Raw genomic sequence first — 17,429 nt, 5'->3', positions numbered from 1 at the left:
AGAACGGCCCGCGCCATCTCTCCGGCTCCGACTCTTTGCGCAGCGGCGATTTTGCGCAGTGCATCAATGGTCGATAAATGATCAATTTCATAGGTCATTGAACCCCATTTTTTTTCATATTCTTTACGTTTTTCAGGATGTTATTGACGCTTTTAAAAAGCGCGCCATAGAGTCGAAACGTTGTCGTCAAACCAAACCGCTCGTAGCGAGCCATAAGCGCCGGTGCGATCGGTCCGTCTCGTTCTCATGGGAGTGAACTGATGGAGATCCTTTTTCGAGCTTGGATAGTTGCGCGGCAGCGCGAACCGCTTGGTGCATTCGCCGCACTATTCAGTATTTTTCTACTAGCTGGTAGTGCATGGGCACAGAGCAATGCGCAGGGCTATCTCTACGGCAATGTTCCAGGGACATCCGGGACGGTGTCAGCAGTCAGCACCGAAACCGGATTCACGATCGAAGTCGGCGTTTCGGGAAGCGGCACCTATCGTATCGACTCTCTGCCAGTGGGCCGGTACTCGGTGACCTACACGGCCGGGGACGTCAAGACAAGCAAATCGGCCCTGGTGTATCTCAATAAAGGGACCCAGGTGAGCTTTGCAGCCGAGCCCGCGCGACTCGATGACATCGTCGTATCCGGCGTTGATGCCGCCCTCGTGGACACGCTGTCGACCGAGACATCTACCAGCTTCTCAGCAGCCGAACTGGAACGCATACCCGTTCAGAGAACGCTCACGGCGGTCCAGCTGCTGGCGCCGGACGCCGTGGAAGGGTCCAGCGACTTCACCAACCAGCAGGGTAACCGGCTAGTCACGTTCGGCGGCGCATCCCCGCTTGAAAACCAGTTCTTCATCAATGGCTTCAACATCACCGACTTCCGCAACGGACTGGGGGCGGCTGAAGTCCCATTCGAGTTCTTCAGGGAAATCAACATCCGCACCGGCGGGTACTCGGCAGAATTCGGACGGTCCATGGGCGGGAGCATCTCGACGGTTTCCAAGACCGGAGCCAACGAGTTTAGAGCTGGGGCCAATATCTTCTGGGAGCCGGACTTCGGCCGCGAAGACTATCCCGATGTCTTCATCAGGGGCGGCGAACCAAAATTTATCAACAGCAAGGATCAGCGCGACAAGTACGAAGCCAATATCTTCGCCAGCGGACCGATAATCAGGGACAAGCTTTTCTTCTACGGCTTGGTCGGCACGCCATACCTCAACACCGAAAACCTCACCACGGGCGGCAGCGGCTTCGCCGAGCTGGAGTCGGACAGCCCGGCCTACTGGGCAGCAAACCTCCTCTACAACATTGCATACGGTCACCAGTTGCAGTTGACCGCGTTCTCAGACGAGCGTGACTACACCACGAGCACCAGCGCTTATGATCTCGAAACGGGTACGCGAACGTCGACGCCGCTTGACGGCGTCACCGAAGAAACCTTCGGCGGGCAAAACTACATAATCAACTACACCGGCCAATTGACCGACTGGATGGCGCTCAATCTGCTGTACGGCAAGGGGGAGCGCAAGGAAATCGCGACATCGCGATCTGCGTCGGGCACACCGTGTTCGGCGATTGTCGACCGGCGCGGTTCAGGCAGCTCGCGTCTGGGTTGCATTCCTGCAACCGCACGTGAACAGAACATCATCGACACTCGCGAGGCTTATCGCTTTGACACGACCTTTACCTTCGACGCTTATGGCTTTCATCAACTCAAGATTGGATATGACCGCGAAGATCTCGAAACAGACTACACACTAGCTTATGCTGGCGACGGTACGGTATACACCTACGACACCTGCGAAAGCGTCGACGGTTGTGATCTTCAGGGGCAGACCGTCACGCAGGGCACTGAGTATGTGAATCTTCGGAGCTTCGGCTTTGCCGGCGTTTTCGAGAACAAACTGACCGCCTACTATCTGCAGGATTCCTGGCAGGTTACGCCGCGATTGCTGGTGGACCTGGGTGTACGCTACGACGAATTCGACCTGCACGATGCGTTCGGGGATAGCTATCTGACACTTGAGGACAACTGGGCCCCGCGTCTAGGCGCCTCCTACGATCTGTTCGGTGATGGCGACTCCAAGGTCTATGCGAACTACGGCAAATACTTCCTACCGATCGTCACCAATCTGGCCGCCCGCGCACTGGCAATCGGCGAGGACCGGACGACCAACTACACCTACGACAGTATCGATGACAACGGCTTCCCGACCGGGCTGCAGCAGGTCGGCAACAGCTTTGCCGACGTGGGCTCCGGCGATCAGGCCTACGATCAGAATATCAAGGCCACGGAACTCGACGAGTTCATTATCGGATTCGAAACAGAGGTCGCGCCCCGATGGGTGCTCGGCGTTTCGGCCTCGCACCGCAATCTCATCGAAGCGCAGGAAGATACCTGTTACTTCGACGCTGTTAGTGGACAGTATGGTTGCGTGCTTTTAAATCCGGGCGCCAGTCCATTCATCGACGGGCAGGATTTTGACTTCGATGGCGAACCGGACACGCTGACGATTTCGAATGACACGCTGATGCTCCCGGAAGCGAAGCGCAAGTACTACGCGGTGCAGGTCGACCTGCAGCGCTTCTTCGACGGAAAGTGGGAAGCTTACTTCTCGTACACTTGGTCACATCTGTACGGCAACTTCGAAGGCTTTGCCAATTCCGATGTCGGCCAAGACGATGCAGGCATCACGATCACTTTCGACAACTTTGCCTTGGTTGCGGACGGAGACCTGCCGAACGATCGCCGCCACAACCTTAAGGCGCGCGGCTCTTATGCGCCTACAGACGAGTGGCGCTTTGGTGCGTCGTTCCAGCTTCAAAGTGGACGCCCGAAAAATGCCTTCGGCCTGATTCCGCTCGGCACCCCAGGCTTCGATGCCGATCCCGCGCTGAATAATGCTGTCATCGGGCTGTACAACGGTGCATACGAAGGCGAGTTCGCCTATGTGAATGGGCAGCAAGTCGGCCGCGGCTCCGAAGGGCGCCTGAGCTGGACATTCACGCTCGATTTGTCCGCGAACTACGCACCGGGCGCCCTGCCGGGATTGACGATCGGCCTCGACCTCTTCAATGTGACCAACGAGGATGAAGTGACTAACATCATTGAGGAATACGAACTGCAATCCGGCCAAAATCCGGAATACGGGACGCCGCGCACGGCAAGTTCGTTCCAGACGCCTCGTACAGTCCGGCTCTCTGCACGTTACGAGTTTGGTTTGTAGCGCTCAGTCACAGACGGCCTCATGCTGCTCAGATGCCCCTCCTTCCGAGGGGCATTTTTTTGTAAGCGACATTCAACGGCCCGACAACGCTGTCGCCGTCGCAACAAGTCTGTGTTCCGCATAGAAGCGCCCCGTCGAAGCTGAGTGGTTCAGTGCCGCGATCAGGTTTCGGCCAGGGCGTGCATGGAGCGACGTGTTTTGCCTTGCGAGAATAGCTAGCTGCAGGTGGAATGTTGTCGCTCGTCGGGATCGACCGAAGCGAGCACGATGGAGGCGTAACATCCCCAATCAAGCCGTATGCTTATCCCGCCACGTCTGCGCGCCAGGCGTTTTGACGCGCGTTGCCTCTGCTGCGTGGCCGACAGCTCGTTCATTTTCCCGTTGCATCCATTATGAGTTTGCTGAGAAAGCCGCGCAATTTTCGGATTGATCGACGACAGCGGCCGATGTTCTTGCGCTATGGCGGCTGTGTGGCGCCGATCCGGCGCAGATTGTCGTGCTTCGACGGATTGAGGCTGTGGCATGAGCAACGTTCTCATGCGCACGAGGCTGTAGGCGGCCAGCGCTAAGGTGAAGAGACTGTCGACCTTGGCGACGCCGCGCAGCTTGACCTTGCGCAGGCCGCCAATACGCTTGAGCCATCCGAAGACGCCCTTGATCTCGCCGGTGGCTTGCGTCGCGCAGGCATCGACGACCAGACCGTAACGGTTGTCCATCAGGGCGTGCCCCAGATACGCCAGCCGGGCTTCCTGCCCCGGCGCGTTGCGATAGGACCGCGCTTGCGGATCGGTGATCGAGGCATGGATGTGGTTGGTGCGGCGCTGACCGCGAAAGTCACCGCCGCCATCAGCCGGCGGATCGCCATCCTTGGACTGGAAGCTGTTCTGGCTGGCCCAAGCTTCGATCAGGGTGCCATCGACGCGGAAGTGCTCGTCCGAGAGCAGCTTCTGCTGACGCGCCTGGCTCAGGACCGCGCTCATCAAGGCCCGTCCGGCATCGGCGTCGATCAGCCGTTGCCGATTGCGCGTGAAGGTCGTGGCGTCCCAGGCCACTTCCTCGATTCCCATGCCGACAACCAGCGGTACAGCAGGCTGTGATGCAGCTGCTCGATCAACTGTCGTTCGCTGCGGATCGAGAACAGCACCTACAGCAGCAGGGCTCGGATCAGGCGCTCCGGCGGAATCGACGGACGACCGGTGTGCGAGTACATCGTCGTCAGCACGCCACTCATCTCCCGCAGCGCGCCATCGGCCAGCCGCCAGATCGCGCGAAGCGGATGACCTGCTGGAACGCGATCCTCCAGCGAAAAGCGCCACCAGCATCTCCACCTACCCCATGACTGCGCCGCGCATCCCCATCTCCCGCTTGCTTGCGCACTCAAACCGCAGATTTTATGCAGAGTTTTGCAGCAAACTCCTAAAGGAATCGGGAGAGCGGACACCCGCCCGCCAGAACGTGGTGGCGCTCCCTCGGGGCAATTCGATATCGGCGGATGACCCGCAAGGAGCCGGCAGACGAGCTACGACCCCGATGTCGCCTTCAAACTCGTGTAGACGATTTCCTTCAGACGCCTGATTTCCGCTTCGAGAACATCGACGCGCAGCGCCAGCACGGCCTTGTTGCCATACTTGGCCTGCCAGTTGTAGTAGGTCTGGCGCGATATACCGTGGAACGCGCAAAGATCGGCCACGGACGCGTACCTGCCTTGGTCCATCATGCGTAGGATGCCCGTGATCTCATCCGGAGAGAAGGTGGACTTCCGACCTTTTGCCCGCTTCGAGGCGTATAGCTCGCTGGCGAGTCGCTCCTCTCCGACGACGGGAAAGGACGAAGGTGGCTGCCGCGGCTGAAGCAGCATTTCATCACTCATAGGCGGCCACCCCCGTTGGCCGCCTTTTCGACCCACGACTCGCCACGTAGGCCGCTACTTGCGGGTCGTCGATCCGATCCAACGCGCCTGACACGACTTGCTCCACGCAGTGTGCATGTCGCGCTTGGTCCCCCAGCGACTTCCTGTCATAGACACCACATATCCGCCGAGCGGCCGTTTCGATTCGCCGGAGGAGTACCGCGGCACCATCGGGATGCCTCAAGTCCAAATCTCCGAAAGCGACGCGAACCGACATCGGCCTTTTCGCATGGTCAGCGCCATACGCACCTTGATTCGCTACAAGAAGAACGAGCACCAGACAGACCATCAGTGAGCGCGTCGACATGCGATCCCCCCTTGACACCACACCAGCTCCGCTGCGGGCAGAGCGCTGGGTGATGTTTTCCGACCCCTTCGGAAGCAGCCTGACGAATCCCTGATATCGCCCTGACATCCGCCTTGAGGGATCTTTTTATTAGGCGCTTTCTTTACTCTCTGAACACCTGCAACTGCTACTCTTCGCGACGCTTGCAAGGGAACAAGCACAGAGGGAGGGTAGTAGGTGTACACGGCAACCGAGAGCGGCTCGGAGGAGCCTTTTCGCCTAGGCGTGTTACGGATCAGGCCGGCTGAGGGAGCGATAGAGGGACCGGGCGGCATTGAACAGGTCGACCCCAAGGTCATGGCTGTTCTGGTACTGCTCAGCAGTCGCAACGGGCAGGTTGTGTCACGAGACGAACTGATTGAGTCTGTTTGGGGAGGGCGTCTCGTTACGGAAGATGCAATTTCGCGCTGCATTTATCAGCTGAGGAGGCACTTGGGGGCAGCAGGAGGTATGGCAGCCAAGGGCTTAATCGAGACCCTGCCCAAGCGGGGATATCGACTCAGCGTAGGCTCGGACGCGGAGCACAGAAACGCGCCCACCGTGAACGCAGTACGCCAAGCAGACACGCACTACAAAATTCTGTTACGAGCGACTCGCATCGCAGCTCCCGTCGCAATTGGGGCGATGCTTGCACTCTTGGCGTTGTTGATCTTGCGGCTGACGCCCGCCCGCCATCCCCTGAAGCCGCCAACCTTGGTGGTGCTGCCTTTCGCCGACATAACTGATAAGCAGAACAACCAACTTCTCGCCGATGGAATCACCGAGGATCTGATCAATCGACTGGCTCAGCAGCCGGGGCTGCGTGTCATTGCGCGCACTTCAGCTTTCTGGTTCAAGGGAAAAGACTCCGACATCGCAACCGTCGCTGAAAGGCTGCAGGCGTCACATGTGCTCGAAGGAAGCGTGAGGGTAGTTGGGGAGCGTCTGCGAGTGAATGCACATCTCGTGGAAACGAAAAGGAGCACCCATCTCTGGTCAAGAACGTTTGAGCGAAGCATGAGTGACGACGCCTTGGCTCTTCAGAGCGACATCGCCGAATCGATTGCAACATCCATCGCTCCGGCGCTCTCCGAGGCCTATTCGTCTTCGCAAGCCAAGCGAGCCGGCAACCCGCGGCCAATCAAGTCGCACCAGTTGGAAGCGACGCCTACGCCCCACCCGACTAAGGCGGCAGTCCGACATGAAGGATAGATCGCGCCCGGAATGAAACCTCGTAGCAGTCAGTGAACGGGGGCCAGCTCGCTCACATCGGGAAGTGTGCTATCCATCGGCGACGAGGATTCAGCCGTGCAGGCTGCGTGCCCAGTCCTCGGCCCAGCGGTTCAGCGGCCCGAACAGGCTCAGCAGCTCGCGACCGTGCGCGCTCAGCGCATAGCCGGCCTCGCCCGCTTCGACCAGGCGCGCCTCGCGCAACTCCGCCAGCCGCTGGTTGAGCACCGACGGCGACATGCCCGAACAGGCCGCCTGCAGGCCGCGAAAACTCAGCGGCTCGCCGCGCAGCTCCCAGAGCACGCGCATGGTCCAGCGGCGGCCGAGCAGATCGAGCAGCGCCATGATGGGACGGCCGCTGCTCGAACCGCGGACGGGACGATCGATCGATTTCATTGCGCTACGTTTTCAGAAGCAGTATGCTTCGATTATCGTAGCACCGGAGAAACCCGATGTCCGCTCGCATCACCCCGATCGATCCGCCATATGCCACCGATGTGCAGGCTTCGTTCGACATCGTCATGCGTGGCGCCCCGCCACTGAAGCTGTTCCGGACCATTGCACACAACCCCCGCGCATTGCAGCGGATGATGGCGGGCGGCCTGCTCGACCGCGGCAGCATTCCGATGCGGCTGCGCGAACTCGTCATCCTGCGCGCGACCGCACTGTGCGGCGCCGAATACGAATGGGGCGTGCACGTGGCCGCGTTCGCGCAGAAGGCCGGTATCGCGCCGGCCGAATGGGCCGCGACCGCCAGCGGCGCAGATCCCGGCACCTGGTCGGACGAGGATCGGCTGGCGCTGGAACTGGTCGAACAACTGCACGCGCACTACCGGATCGACGATGCGCTGTGGGCACGGCTTGCCGGCACGTTCGCCGAGGATCAACTCGTGGAACTGGTGATGCTCGCCGGCCAATACCACGGCATCGCAATGCTGGTGAACGGCTTGCGCGTCGAGCATGAGCCTGGCGCGCCGCGCTTTCCCGCTCGCTAGCTTTTCGCCCGTTCAAGCATGCCGGTCGTCGAATAGCCGGCATGGAAATCGAGCACGACGACCTCGCCGCCGCTGGCGGTGACGACGTCGTGTCCGGCGATCTGCTCGGGGCGGTAGTCGCCGCCCTTGACCAGCACGTCCGGCAGCACCGAGGCGATCAGGCGCGCCGGTGTGTCTTCCGCAAACGGCACCACGCAATCGACACTGCGCAACGCGGCCAGGACGCGCATGCGGTCGGCACAGGCATTGACCGGCCGTGACGGCCCCTTGAGCCGGCGCACCGAGTCGTCGTCGTTGACCGCGACGATGAGCAGATCGCCGAGCGCGCGCGCCGCCTCGAGATACTTCACGTGCCCGACATGCAGCAGGTCGAAGCAGCCGTTGGTCACGACGATGCGGCGGCCCTTCTCCCGCTCGGCGGCGACGCGTGCGAGCAAGGCCGGTTCGTCGAGCACCGCGGCGTCGAGACCCTGCGGGTGCAGCGCGGCATCGAGTTCCGCGACGGAAACACTCGCGGTGCCGAGCTTGCCGACGACGACACCCGCAGCAAGGTTCGCAAGCCGGCAGGCCTCCGGCAGCTCGACGCCGGCGGCGAGCGCTGCCGCCAGCGTGGCAATGACGGTATCGCCGGCCCCGGTCACATCGAAGACCTCGCGCGCGACGGCGGGCAGATGCAGCGGCGCCTGCGCACTGCGCAGCAGGCTCAGGCCCTTCTCGCTGCGCGTCAGCAGCAGTCCGTCCAGACCGAGCCGCGCCTGCAGCGCTTCGGCGCGACCAAGCAGATCGGCTTCGTCGCGCGCCGCACCGGCCACGGCCTCGAGCTCGGCGACATTCGGCGTCAGCAGGCTCGCGCCGGCGTAGCGCGCATAGTCCGTGCCCTTGGGATCGACCAGGACCGGCTTGCCAGCCGCGCGCGCCGCCGCAATCAGGTCTGCTACGTCGCTCAGCGTGCCCTTGCCGTAGTCGGAGCACACGACCACGTCGCAGTCGGCCAGCCGCTGCTCGAACAGGTCGCGGAGCGCTTCGCGATCGAAGGCACCCGCCACGTCGAGCGCTTCCTCGAAATCCATGCGCAGCAGCTGCTGGTTGCGCGACAGCACACGCAGCTTGGTGATCGTCGGCAGGCGCTCGGTGCGGATCCATTCCGCCGCGATACCCGTGCCGTCGAGTGCCTCGTCCAGCTGTCGCGCTGCCTCATCGCGACCGACCACGCCGATCAGCCGGACTCGGGCGCCGAGGCTGGCGACATTCAGGGCCACGTTCGCCGCGCCACCGGCGCGCACGTGATCGGCCCTGACCCGCACGACCGGCACCGGGGCTTCCGGCGAGATGCGCTGGACCGGGCCGGTCCAGTAGCGATCGAGCATCACGTCGCCCACCACCAGCACGCGGGCGCGGGAGAAGTCGGGCGGCGAGGTGCGCATGCGGGAGTCCGCGCCGTCAGATCAGCGCGAGCCACTCCGGATAGCGTTCGCTGCGCCCCTTGACCAGATCCAGATAGGCCTGCTGCAGCTTCGCGGTGACCGGACCGCGCGTGCCGCTGCCCACCGGGCGGTTGTCGACCTCGCGGATCGGCGTGACTTCGGCCGCGGTTCCGGTGAAGAACGCCTCGTCGCAGACATAGACCTCGTCGCGGGTGATGCGGCGCTCGACGACCTTGTAGCCGAAGTCCTGCGCCAGCTGCATCACCGTGCGCCGGGTGATGCCGTCAAGTGCGCTGGTGACGTCCGGCGTGCTGATGACGCCGTTGGTGACGACGAAGATGTTCTCGGCGCTGCCTTCGGCGACATAGCCCTCCGGATCGAGCATCAGCGCTTCGTCGTAGCCGTCGCGCAGCACCTCGTTGAGCGCCATCGACGAGTTCAGATAGTTGGCGTTCGCCTTCGCCCGGCACATCGACGCGTTGACGTAGTGGCGCGAGAAGGAACTGGTCTTGATGCGGATGCCGCGCTCCATGTTGTCGGCGCCCAGATAGGCGCCCCAGGGCCACGCCGCGACGATCACATGCGTGTTCAAGCCCGCAGCGCGCAGGCCCATGCCTTCGCTGCCGTAGAACACCATCGGGCGCAGATAGGCCTCTTCAAGCTTGTTGGCGCGCAGGACCTCCTTCTGCGCCGCGTTGAGCGTCGCCTCGTCCCAGGGCATCTTCATGCCGAGGATCTTCGCCGAGTTGAACAGGCGTCGCGTGTGCTCCTCAAGCCGGAAGATGGCCGTGCCCTTCGGCGTCTTGTACGCGCGTACCCCCTCGAAGCAGCCGACGCCGTAGTGCAGCGTGTAGGTCAGCACATGCGTCGTGCAGTCGCGCCACGGCTTGAGTTCGCCGTCGTACCAGATGTAGCCGTCGCGGTCGGCAAAGGACGTCATTGTTCGGTTCCGGGGGAGGATGGAGCGTGAAGCGGGCAATTATAGGGGCTCCGTCGCAAGGCCGATGTCGCCAAAAGGGGGGATCGACGCGGCTATCATGCGGCCCGTTCACGCCCGCCGGACCGTCGTGCCGCCCACCGCTCCCCGCAGCATCCTGATCGTGCGCCTGTCGGCGCTCGGCGACCTGGTGTTCTGCAGCAGCCTGCTCGACGCCCTGCGCAGCTGTTTCCCCGAGGCCCGCATCGACTGGCTCGCGCAGGACGGCTTCTGCGGCCTGCTGCGCGACGACCCGCGTCTGGATAACGCCATTGCGGTATCGCGGCAGGCCCTGACCTCGCCCCGCGCCTGGCTGCGGCTGCGTCGCGAGCTGCGCAGCCGCGACTACGACTGGGTCGTCGATGCGCAGGGCCTGGCGAAGTCGCGCTGGCTCGCGTGGCTGGCCGGCGGCCGGCGACGCGTCGGCTTTCGCTCCAAGGAGCCGCTGGGCTTCCTGCTGCACGAGCGGATCGACAAGGGCGGCGATATCGCGGCAATCGCCTCCGAATACCGGCATCTGGCGGCGCATCTCACCGGCAGCCCGGCGCCGCCCCCGCGTCTGCCGGTCGGCGACGCGGCAGCGGCACGCGTGGCGACGGCGCTGCGGGATGCCGGCCTGCAGCCCGGCTTCGTTGCGCTGTGTCCGTTCACGACGCGGCCACAGAAGCACTGGCCCGACGCGCACTGGGTGCAGCTCGCCCATGACCTCGCCGCGTCGGGCCTCGGGCCGTGCGTCGTCTTCGGCGGCCCGAGCGACCGTACGCAGGCCGCAGCACTGGCGGCGCGAATGCCGGCCGGGAGCATCGACCTCTCCGGACGCACCGCCCTCGCCGATCTTCCCGCCTGGCTGCAGCAGGCGCGCCTCGCGATCGGTGTCGACACCGGCCTCACGCACATCGCCATCGCCGTGCACACGCCGACCGTGGCGCTGTTCGGGTCCACCTGCCCGTACACGCGCGGCGCGGAGTCGCCGCTCGCCGTGCTGTACGACGCACTGCCCTGCGCACCGTGCAAGCGCCGCCCGAGCTGCGACGGCGCCTACACCTGCCTGCGCCAGCTCACCCCGCGGCGGGTGCTGGATGCCGGCCGCCATCTGCTGGAGCCGCAGACATGAGGGTGCTCCACGTCGAAACCGGCATGCACCTCTACGGCGGCGCGCAGCAGGTTGCCTACCTGCTCGACGGCCTCGCGCGCCGTGGCGTCGACAACGTCCTCGTGTGTCCGCCGGGCGCGGCGATCGGCGCGCACTTCCACGAGAGTCCGGTCGACGTCGTCGAGGTGCCATGCGCAGGCGATCTGGATCTCGCTTTCATCGGCCGCCTGCGCCACGTCATTGCCGAGCAGCAGCCACAGCTCGTGCACCTGCACTCGCGCCGCGGTGCCGACGTGCTCGGCGGGCTTGCGGCGAGGGCAGCCGCCGTGCCGGCCGTACTCTCGCGCCGTGTCGACAATCCGGAGCACCGTCTCTGGGCGCGGTGGAAGTACCGCCGATACGCGCGGGTCATCTGCATCTCCGAGGGCATCGCCGCGGTGCTGCGCGACGAGGGCGTCGATGCACAACGCATCCGCGTGGTCCGCAGCGCCGTCGATGCCAGCGCCTGGACACGGCCGGCGCCGCGCACGCAGCTGTGCACCGCCTTCGGCATCCCCGAGGCGCGCGTCATCGCCGGCGTTGCCGCGCAGCTCATCGAACGCAAGGGGCACCGCGTGCTGTTCGAGGCGCTGGCCCGCATGGCCCCGTCGCGCAGACCCTTCGTGATCTGCTTCGGCCAGGGGCCGCAACGCGAGGCGCTGAATGCCGAGGTCGCGCGTCTGGGGCTGACGAACGACGTGCATTTCGCCGGCTTCCGCCGCGACCTGCCGGACTGGATGGGCGCGCTCGACCTGCTCGTGCACCCGGCATACATGGAAGGCCTGGGCGTGGCCTTGCTGCAGGCCGCAGCGGCCGGCGTACCGATCGTCGCCAGCCGCGCCGGCGGCATGCCCGAGGCGGTACGCGACGGCGAAAACGGTCTGCTGGTCACGCCCGGGGACGTCGAAGCGCTTCGCGTGGCCGTCGAGCGGCTCTGCAACGACGCCGCGCTGCGGCGGCAGCTCGGCGACGGCGGACGGGCGCTGATCGCACGCGAGTTCTCCCTGGACGCGATGGTCGAGGGCAACCTCTCGGTCTACCGCGAACTGCTGTCGCCGTCCGACAGTCCGAGCACCGCAAGGTAGCGCCGCGCACTGGTCTCGCCGCGGTACTCGTCGACAGCCGCGCACAGCATCTTGTGCGGCAGCGGCGCCTGCAGCGTCGCCGACATCGCCCGGCACATCGCCGCCGCGTCGCCGACCGGCACCAGCGCACCGTAGCGACCGCCGTCGAGAATCTCCTGCGGCCCGCTCGGGCAATCGGTCGACACCGCCGGCACGCCGAGCGCCAGCGCCTCGGTCAGGGCATTCGGCGAGCCTTCCCAGGCCGACGAGAGCACGAACAGGTCGGCGCGGGCGAGCCAGGCATAGGGGTTCGACTGGAACCCGGCGAACAGCACGCGCTCGCCGATGCCGAGTTCGGCGGCCAGCGCCTCCAGGGCCTCGCGGTCCTTGCCCTCGCCGAGCAGGATCAGGCGCGAAGGCCGTTCGCGCTGCAGCGCGGCGAAGGCGCGCAGCAGCGTCGGGAAATCCTTCTGCTGCGTCAGGCGTCCCATGCCCACGACGACCGGTTGCAGCTTGTCGGCCAGCCACGGGTGCGGCACGGCTTCGGCCGCGTGCTCGGCCAGCATGGGCGTGATCACCGGGTTGCGGATCACGGTGATGCGCCCGGCGGGCAAGCCGGTCACCCGCTGCGTGTCGCGCTTGACCCCCTCCGAAACGGCGATGACGCCGCTGGCCAGCGGGTACAGGCGGCGCATCGGCGCGATCCGCAGCCAGCGGTTGAACGCGTTGCGGCGCTCCAGCGCGGCGGACAGGTTCGTGCCTAGGCGGATCCACAGCGGCATCTGCGCGCCCGCCCGGCGCCGCGCCCGGATCGCGGCACGGCCGGCGCGGTCCTTGGCCACGAGCAGGGCATCGGGCCGGCGCTCGCGCAGATAGCGTTCGATCTCCGGCACCGCCGTCCAGGCATGACGTGCCTTGAGACGGATCAGCCGGACGGCCGACGGGATGCGCTCGACGTGCCCGCCGTCAGCGCGGATCGCGAGCAGGTCGACCTCGACATGCCGGACGAACTCGGCGCACAGGTTGATGACCATGCGCTCGACGCCGCCGTCGCCGGAAAACGAGATGAGTACGGCCAGACGCTTCATGCTGCGGCCCGCCGCTCGCCGAGGGCGTCGATCAGCGTCAGCCAGCGCCGCGCCACCTGCGCCGGCGCGAACTCGGCGGCGCGCGCGCGGCGCAGTGCGGCGTCGCCCGGCGCATCGAGCGTGTCGCGGATCGCCCGTGCCAGGGCGTCGACGTCGCCGTCGGCGACCAGCGCGCCGCAGCGCCCGCCGTCGAGAATCTCCGCCGGCCCGGTCGGGCAGTCGAAGGCCACCACCGGCGTACCGCAGGCCATCGCCTCGAGCAGCACGTACGGCAGCGCCTCGGTCCGTGACGACAGCACGAAGACCGCCGCCTCGCGATACCGGCAGGCCAGATCGTCGACATGCCCGGCGAACACCACGCGTTCGCCCAGGCCGCGATCCCGCGCCCGCTGCTGCAGCGCCTGGCGCTGCGCCGGCGTGCCCTCACCGCAGAGCATCAGCTGCAGGCCGGGGTCCTCCGCGAGCAGGGCAAAGGCATCGATCAGGCGGTCGAAACCCTTGTCGTCGGACAGGCGCCCCGCGCCCAGGATCACGCGTCGCCCGTCCGCGGTCATCAACGGTCGCGCGCAGTCCGGCACCCTCACCGGGTTGTGCAGCACGTGCACACGCTGCGGCGGCAGGCCAGGCAGCAGGGCCAGCAAGTCGTCGCGCACGCCGGCACTGACGCAGGCGAGCGCATCGGCGTCGCGATAGCGCGCCAGTTCGCGGCGGTAGGCGGCGCGCGCGTCCGGGGCGCTGCGCGCGAGGACGCTGGACAGATGGTCGTGCACGCTGAGCACGACGGGCGTGCGCGGCAGCATGCTGCCAATCTGCAGTAGCTGCCGGTTCGCGTGGCGCAGGCCGCCGACCAGGACGCGCGGACGGTGCCGTCGTACATAGCCCCACAAGGCCGCGTACGAGCGCAGCCGCGAGCACCCCGTTGCCACCTGGCGCACGCCGTCGTGCAGGATCGCCTGCGCGGCAGGCACGGGCGCGTCGTTCTTGATCAGCAGGTCCACCGCCGCGCCGGCATCGGCGAGCGCATTGGCCAGCTCGACCGTCCAGCGGTCGATGCCGTGCTGGATCAGCGACACCGACGAGGGCTTGCGCGCATGGTTGCGCAGAAAGCTCGAGTAGATCGCGATCGGCGCCGTCATGCTTCCGCCCGTTCGGCCAAACCGAAGACCTGGAGGTAGCCGCTGGTGGCGGACTCGTGTTCGTAACGCGCGGCGGCGGCGCGCAGGCGGGCTTCGTCGCGCGGCGCATCGAGCACGGCGGCGAGCGCCGTGGCCAGTGCGGTCTCGTCGCCGATCGGCACCAGCGGTCCGAGGTGGCCGTCTTCGAGAATCTCGCGGCTGCCCGGCGTATCGGTGGCGACCACCGGCGTTCCGGCAGCGAGGGCTTCCACCGGCACCGACGGCAGGCCCTCCCAGCGCGAGCACAGCGCGAACACCGCGGCGTGCGCCATGTAGGCGAAGGGTCCGTCGACGAAACCGGGCAGCGCGACGTCCTCGCCCACGCCCAGCTCGTCGGCCAGCGCCAGCAGCCGCGTACGCTCGCGCCCCTCGCCCAGGATCATCAGCCGGCACGGTCGCTGTGCGCGCAGTCGCGCGAAGGCGCGCAACAGCGTCGCGAAGTCCTTGCGCGGCGACAGCTCGCCGACCCCGAGGATCACCGGCGGCGCACCGGCCTCGAACCACGGATGCTCCGGCGGCGACGGCCGCTCGCGCAGCAGCACCGGCGGCACCAGCGGGTTGGGCACGACGCGGATGCGCGCACGTGGCAGGCCGGTGTAGGCGGCCATGTCGTCGGCCACGCCGCGTCCGGGCACGATCACCGCGTCGGCGTGGCGGTAGAGCCGGCCCATCGACCAGCGCTGCAGCGCGCGTTCGAAAAAGCCGCGATGCTGCAGGTCGACCGAGACCGTGGTCCCCGAGCTCAGAATCAGCCGCGTGCCCGACGCGCGTGCGAGCCAGCGCGCCAGCAACGCGGTGCGGTTGACCCGGTCCTTGTCCGACAGCAGCACCGCCGGTCGCTCGCGGCGCAGGTAGCGCGCCAGTGCCGGCAGCGCCAGATAGGTCGTCGACGCGCCGCTGTCGATGACACGGACGCCCGGCGGCACCGGTTCGAGGTGCGGACCATGGCGGCGCACCCGGATCAGATCGATGCGATAGCCGCGCCCGGCAAGCGCCGGAATCAGGTTGCGCATCGCCCGGTCGACGCCGCTGTGCCCCGAGGTCGACAGGAAGATCGCGATGCGCCGTCGGTCTACGCGATCCATTCGAGGGGATCCTCCTCGGCAGACGGCGCTCGGTGACCGTTCTCGATGAACAGCCGGTGCCAGATCGCGAACTGCAGCAGGCTGAACACCTCGCGGCTCACGTCGCCACGGTGCTGCTGTCTGGCCAGCAGGGCGCGGACCGTATCGGTCCGGCACCAGGCTCGCACGGCGACGCTGCGCGGCAGGAGCGTCGCCAGCCGCTCGAGGAAGCTGCCGCGCAACCATTCGCCGATCGGTACGTGGAAGCCGCGCTTGTGCCGCCACAGGTGATCCGGCGGCACGAAGGACTCGGCCCAGCGCCTGAGGAACAGCTTGCCGCCGCGGCGCGAGACCTTGAGCCCGTCCGGCAGCGACAGGCCGAACTCGACGACACGGTGATCGACGAAGGGCACGCGCCCCTCGACGCCGAAACTCATCAGCATGCGGTCGGCCTTGACCAGCAGGTCGTCCTGCAGATTGGTCTGCAGGTCGGCGTACTGGCGTCTTTGCAGATCGCTCCAGCCAGGCGGCGTCTCGCGCCACGCGCGCACCACCGGGTCGCGGTGCTGGCGCAACGCGACCTGCAACTCCGGCGCGAACAGCGAGCGCGTCCATGCCGCATCGAGTTCCGGCCGGACGCGGAACCCGCCACTGCCCGGATGGCGCAGTGCCTTGTACTGCCGCTCGAACCAGTCCGGACGGTAGCGGCCGTAACCGGCGAAGGCCTCGTCGCCGCCCTCGCCGCTGAACACGACCTTCAACTCACGACCGGCGGCCTCGGCGAGGGCCAGCGTCGGCAGGCTGGCGTAGTCGCGCATCAGGTCGTCGGCCGCCCAGACCATGCGCGGCAGACGCCGGAACACCGCCTGCGCGTCCATGCGGATCGCGCGGTGCTCGGCGCCGAAACGGGCAGCGATGACCTGCGCCTCGTCCAGCTCGTCGCGCTGCCGCGCATCGGTCCAGCCGATCGAATAGGTGCGCACCGGCTCGCTGCGATGCCGCATCAACTGACCGAGCAGCACGGCCGAATCGACGCCGCCGGAGAGGAACAGGCCGAAGGGCACATCCGAACGCATGTGCTCGCGCATGACCTGCGCGAACAGCGTCTCCCACTCGGCAACCGCGTCATCGAAGGCCAGACGGTGCCGGGCGCGCACCTCCAGCGGCGACCAGTAGCGCAGCGTGTCCACCGACAGGTCGGGACCGATGCGCAGCGCGCAGCCGGCCGGCACGCGCTCGATCCAGTCGACGACCGTCGGTGCGCCGCTGGCGTGCTGGTTCTGGAAGTATTGCGCGAGGGCGCCGGCATGCACGCGACGCGCCGGCAGCAGCGGCAACAGGGCCTTGAGTTCGGACGCGAACAGGATGCGGTCCGGCAGGCGCGCGAGATACAGCGGCTTGATCCCGAGGCGGTCGCGCACCAGCCACAGGGCGTCCGCCTCGCGATCGTGCAGCGCCAAGGCGTACATGCCGCGCAGCCTCCGGAACGCGTCGCTGCCCCAGTGCGCATAGCCGTGCAGGGCCACCTCGGAATCCGAGTGCGTCGACGGCCTGGCGCCGAGCGCCTCGAGCTCCCTGCGCAGCTCCACGTAGTTGTAGATTTCGCCGTTGCAGACCAGAGCATGGCGACCCGATGCGTCGAACAGCGGCTGGTGTCCGCCGGCGACGTCGATGATCGCCAGCCGCGTGTGCGCCAGGCCGATCCGGCCCGCGACGTGCACGCCGGAATCCTCGGGGCCGCGATGGGTCAGCGCGGCCGCCATGCGCTGCAGATCGGCCTCGTCAACCACGCCTTCCCGCAGCACGATGCCGGCAATGCCACACAT

The 17,429-nt window shown here is 66.2% G+C and carries 14 protein-coding genes and 2 pseudogenes; 6 read left to right on the top strand and 10 right to left on the bottom strand.

The features are described 5' to 3' along the window. Window positions 1-260: 260 nt before the first annotated feature. The gene (locus C8D93_RS00365) at window positions 261-3,221 is read left to right on the top strand and encodes a TonB-dependent receptor (protein ID WP_110263193.1); all 2,961 of its coding nucleotides are present in this window, start codon (window positions 261-263) and stop codon (window positions 3,219-3,221) included. A gap of 524 nt (window positions 3,222-3,745) precedes the next feature. Here the strand turns inward: C8D93_RS00365 and C8D93_RS00360 are convergent. From C8D93_RS00360 to C8D93_RS21275, 3 genes and pseudogenes are all read right to left on the bottom strand, one after another. Further along, window positions 3,746-4,524 (bottom strand): annotated as a pseudogene (locus C8D93_RS00360) (IS5 family transposase); the annotation flags it as partial. Between the two features lie 216 nt (window positions 4,525-4,740). After that, a complete protein-coding gene (locus C8D93_RS00355; protein WP_170123828.1) occupies window positions 4,741-5,079 on the bottom strand; it encodes a transposase in 339 nt (112 codons plus the stop codon). A 4-nt stretch (window positions 5,080-5,083) separates the two neighbouring features. Then, on the bottom strand, window positions 5,084-5,419 hold the full coding sequence (locus C8D93_RS21275; RefSeq protein ID WP_366515915.1) for a UrcA family protein: 336 nt from the start codon (window positions 5,417-5,419) through the stop codon (window positions 5,084-5,086). A gap of 354 nt (window positions 5,420-5,773) precedes the next feature. Here C8D93_RS21275 and C8D93_RS21270 point away from each other — a divergent pair. Beyond that, window positions 5,774-5,965, top strand: a pseudogene (locus tag C8D93_RS21270) (winged helix-turn-helix domain-containing protein); the annotation flags it as partial. Between the two features lie 51 nt (window positions 5,966-6,016). Next, the gene (locus C8D93_RS21040; protein WP_245903767.1) at window positions 6,017-6,667 is read left to right on the top strand and encodes a hypothetical protein; all 651 of its coding nucleotides are present in this window, start codon (window positions 6,017-6,019) and stop codon (window positions 6,665-6,667) included. 90 nt (window positions 6,668-6,757) lie between these two features. On the opposite strand, the gene C8D93_RS00340 is transcribed toward C8D93_RS21040, so the two are convergent. Then, a complete protein-coding gene (locus C8D93_RS00340; protein ID WP_110263189.1) occupies window positions 6,758-7,081 on the bottom strand; it encodes a winged helix-turn-helix transcriptional regulator in 324 nt (107 codons plus the stop codon). 56 nt (window positions 7,082-7,137) lie between these two features. On the opposite strand from C8D93_RS00340, the gene C8D93_RS00335 reads away from it, so the two are divergent. Further along, on the top strand, window positions 7,138-7,680 hold the full coding sequence (locus C8D93_RS00335) for a carboxymuconolactone decarboxylase family protein (RefSeq protein WP_110263188.1): 543 nt from the start codon (window positions 7,138-7,140) through the stop codon (window positions 7,678-7,680). Here C8D93_RS00335 and hldE read toward each other — a convergent pair. Both hldE and C8D93_RS00325 read right to left on the bottom strand, forming a co-directional pair. Next, on the bottom strand, window positions 7,677-9,104 hold the full coding sequence (hldE, locus tag C8D93_RS00330; protein WP_110263187.1) for a bifunctional D-glycero-beta-D-manno-heptose-7-phosphate kinase/D-glycero-beta-D-manno-heptose 1-phosphate adenylyltransferase HldE: 1,428 nt from the start codon (window positions 9,102-9,104) through the stop codon (window positions 7,677-7,679). The two genes, C8D93_RS00335 and hldE, sit on opposite strands and share 4 nt — an antisense overlap. Window positions 9,105-9,120: 16 nt before the next feature. After that, window positions 9,121-10,044: a branched-chain amino acid transaminase gene (locus C8D93_RS00325; protein WP_110263186.1), complete on the bottom strand. Its 924-nt coding sequence runs from the start codon at window positions 10,042-10,044 to the stop codon at window positions 9,121-9,123. Between the two features lie 97 nt (window positions 10,045-10,141). Between C8D93_RS00325 and C8D93_RS00320 the strand changes: the two genes are divergently transcribed. Both C8D93_RS00320 and C8D93_RS00315 read left to right on the top strand, forming a co-directional pair. Next, window positions 10,142-11,194 (top strand): glycosyltransferase family 9 protein, encoded by a 1,053-nt coding sequence (locus tag C8D93_RS00320; protein ID WP_110263185.1) that lies wholly within the window; start codon window positions 10,142-10,144, stop codon window positions 11,192-11,194. Then, window positions 11,191-12,297, top strand: a complete 1,107-nt coding sequence (locus tag C8D93_RS00315; RefSeq protein WP_110263184.1) for a glycosyltransferase family 4 protein — start codon at window positions 11,191-11,193, stop codon at window positions 12,295-12,297. The genes C8D93_RS00320 and C8D93_RS00315 overlap by 4 nt, the downstream gene beginning before the upstream one ends. Here the strand turns inward: C8D93_RS00315 and C8D93_RS00310 are convergent. Genes C8D93_RS00310 through asnB form a run of 4 tightly spaced genes read right to left on the bottom strand, consistent with a single transcriptional unit; the run spans window position 12,249 to window position 17,429 of the window. After that, window positions 12,249-13,364 carry a glycosyltransferase gene (locus tag C8D93_RS00310; protein WP_110263183.1) on the bottom strand — a complete coding sequence of 372 codons (1,116 nt, stop codon included), beginning with the start codon at window positions 13,362-13,364 and terminating at the stop codon, window positions 12,249-12,251. The two genes, C8D93_RS00315 and C8D93_RS00310, sit on opposite strands and share 49 nt — an antisense overlap. Beyond that, complete coding sequence (locus C8D93_RS00305) at window positions 13,361-14,500, bottom strand: glycosyltransferase (protein WP_110263182.1); 1,140 nt, start codon at window positions 14,498-14,500, stop codon at window positions 13,361-13,363. Before C8D93_RS00305 ends, C8D93_RS00310 begins: the two co-directional genes overlap by 4 nt. Beyond that, window positions 14,497-15,624 (bottom strand): glycosyltransferase, encoded by a 1,128-nt coding sequence (locus C8D93_RS00300; RefSeq protein ID WP_110263181.1) that lies wholly within the window; start codon window positions 15,622-15,624, stop codon window positions 14,497-14,499. The genes C8D93_RS00305 and C8D93_RS00300 overlap by 4 nt, the downstream gene beginning before the upstream one ends. Beyond that, the gene (gene asnB / locus C8D93_RS00295; RefSeq protein WP_110263180.1) at window positions 15,612-17,429 is read right to left on the bottom strand and encodes an asparagine synthase (glutamine-hydrolyzing); all 1,818 of its coding nucleotides are present in this window, start codon (window positions 17,427-17,429) and stop codon (window positions 15,612-15,614) included. Before asnB ends, C8D93_RS00300 begins: the two co-directional genes overlap by 13 nt.

This window comes from Sinimarinibacterium flocculans, from assembly GCF_003201205.1.
Classification (GTDB): domain Bacteria; phylum Pseudomonadota; class Gammaproteobacteria; order Nevskiales; family Nevskiaceae; genus Solimonas; species Solimonas flocculans.
Note: the sequence above shows the minus strand (reverse complement) of the source record. Positions and strands in the feature narration are given on the sequence as shown.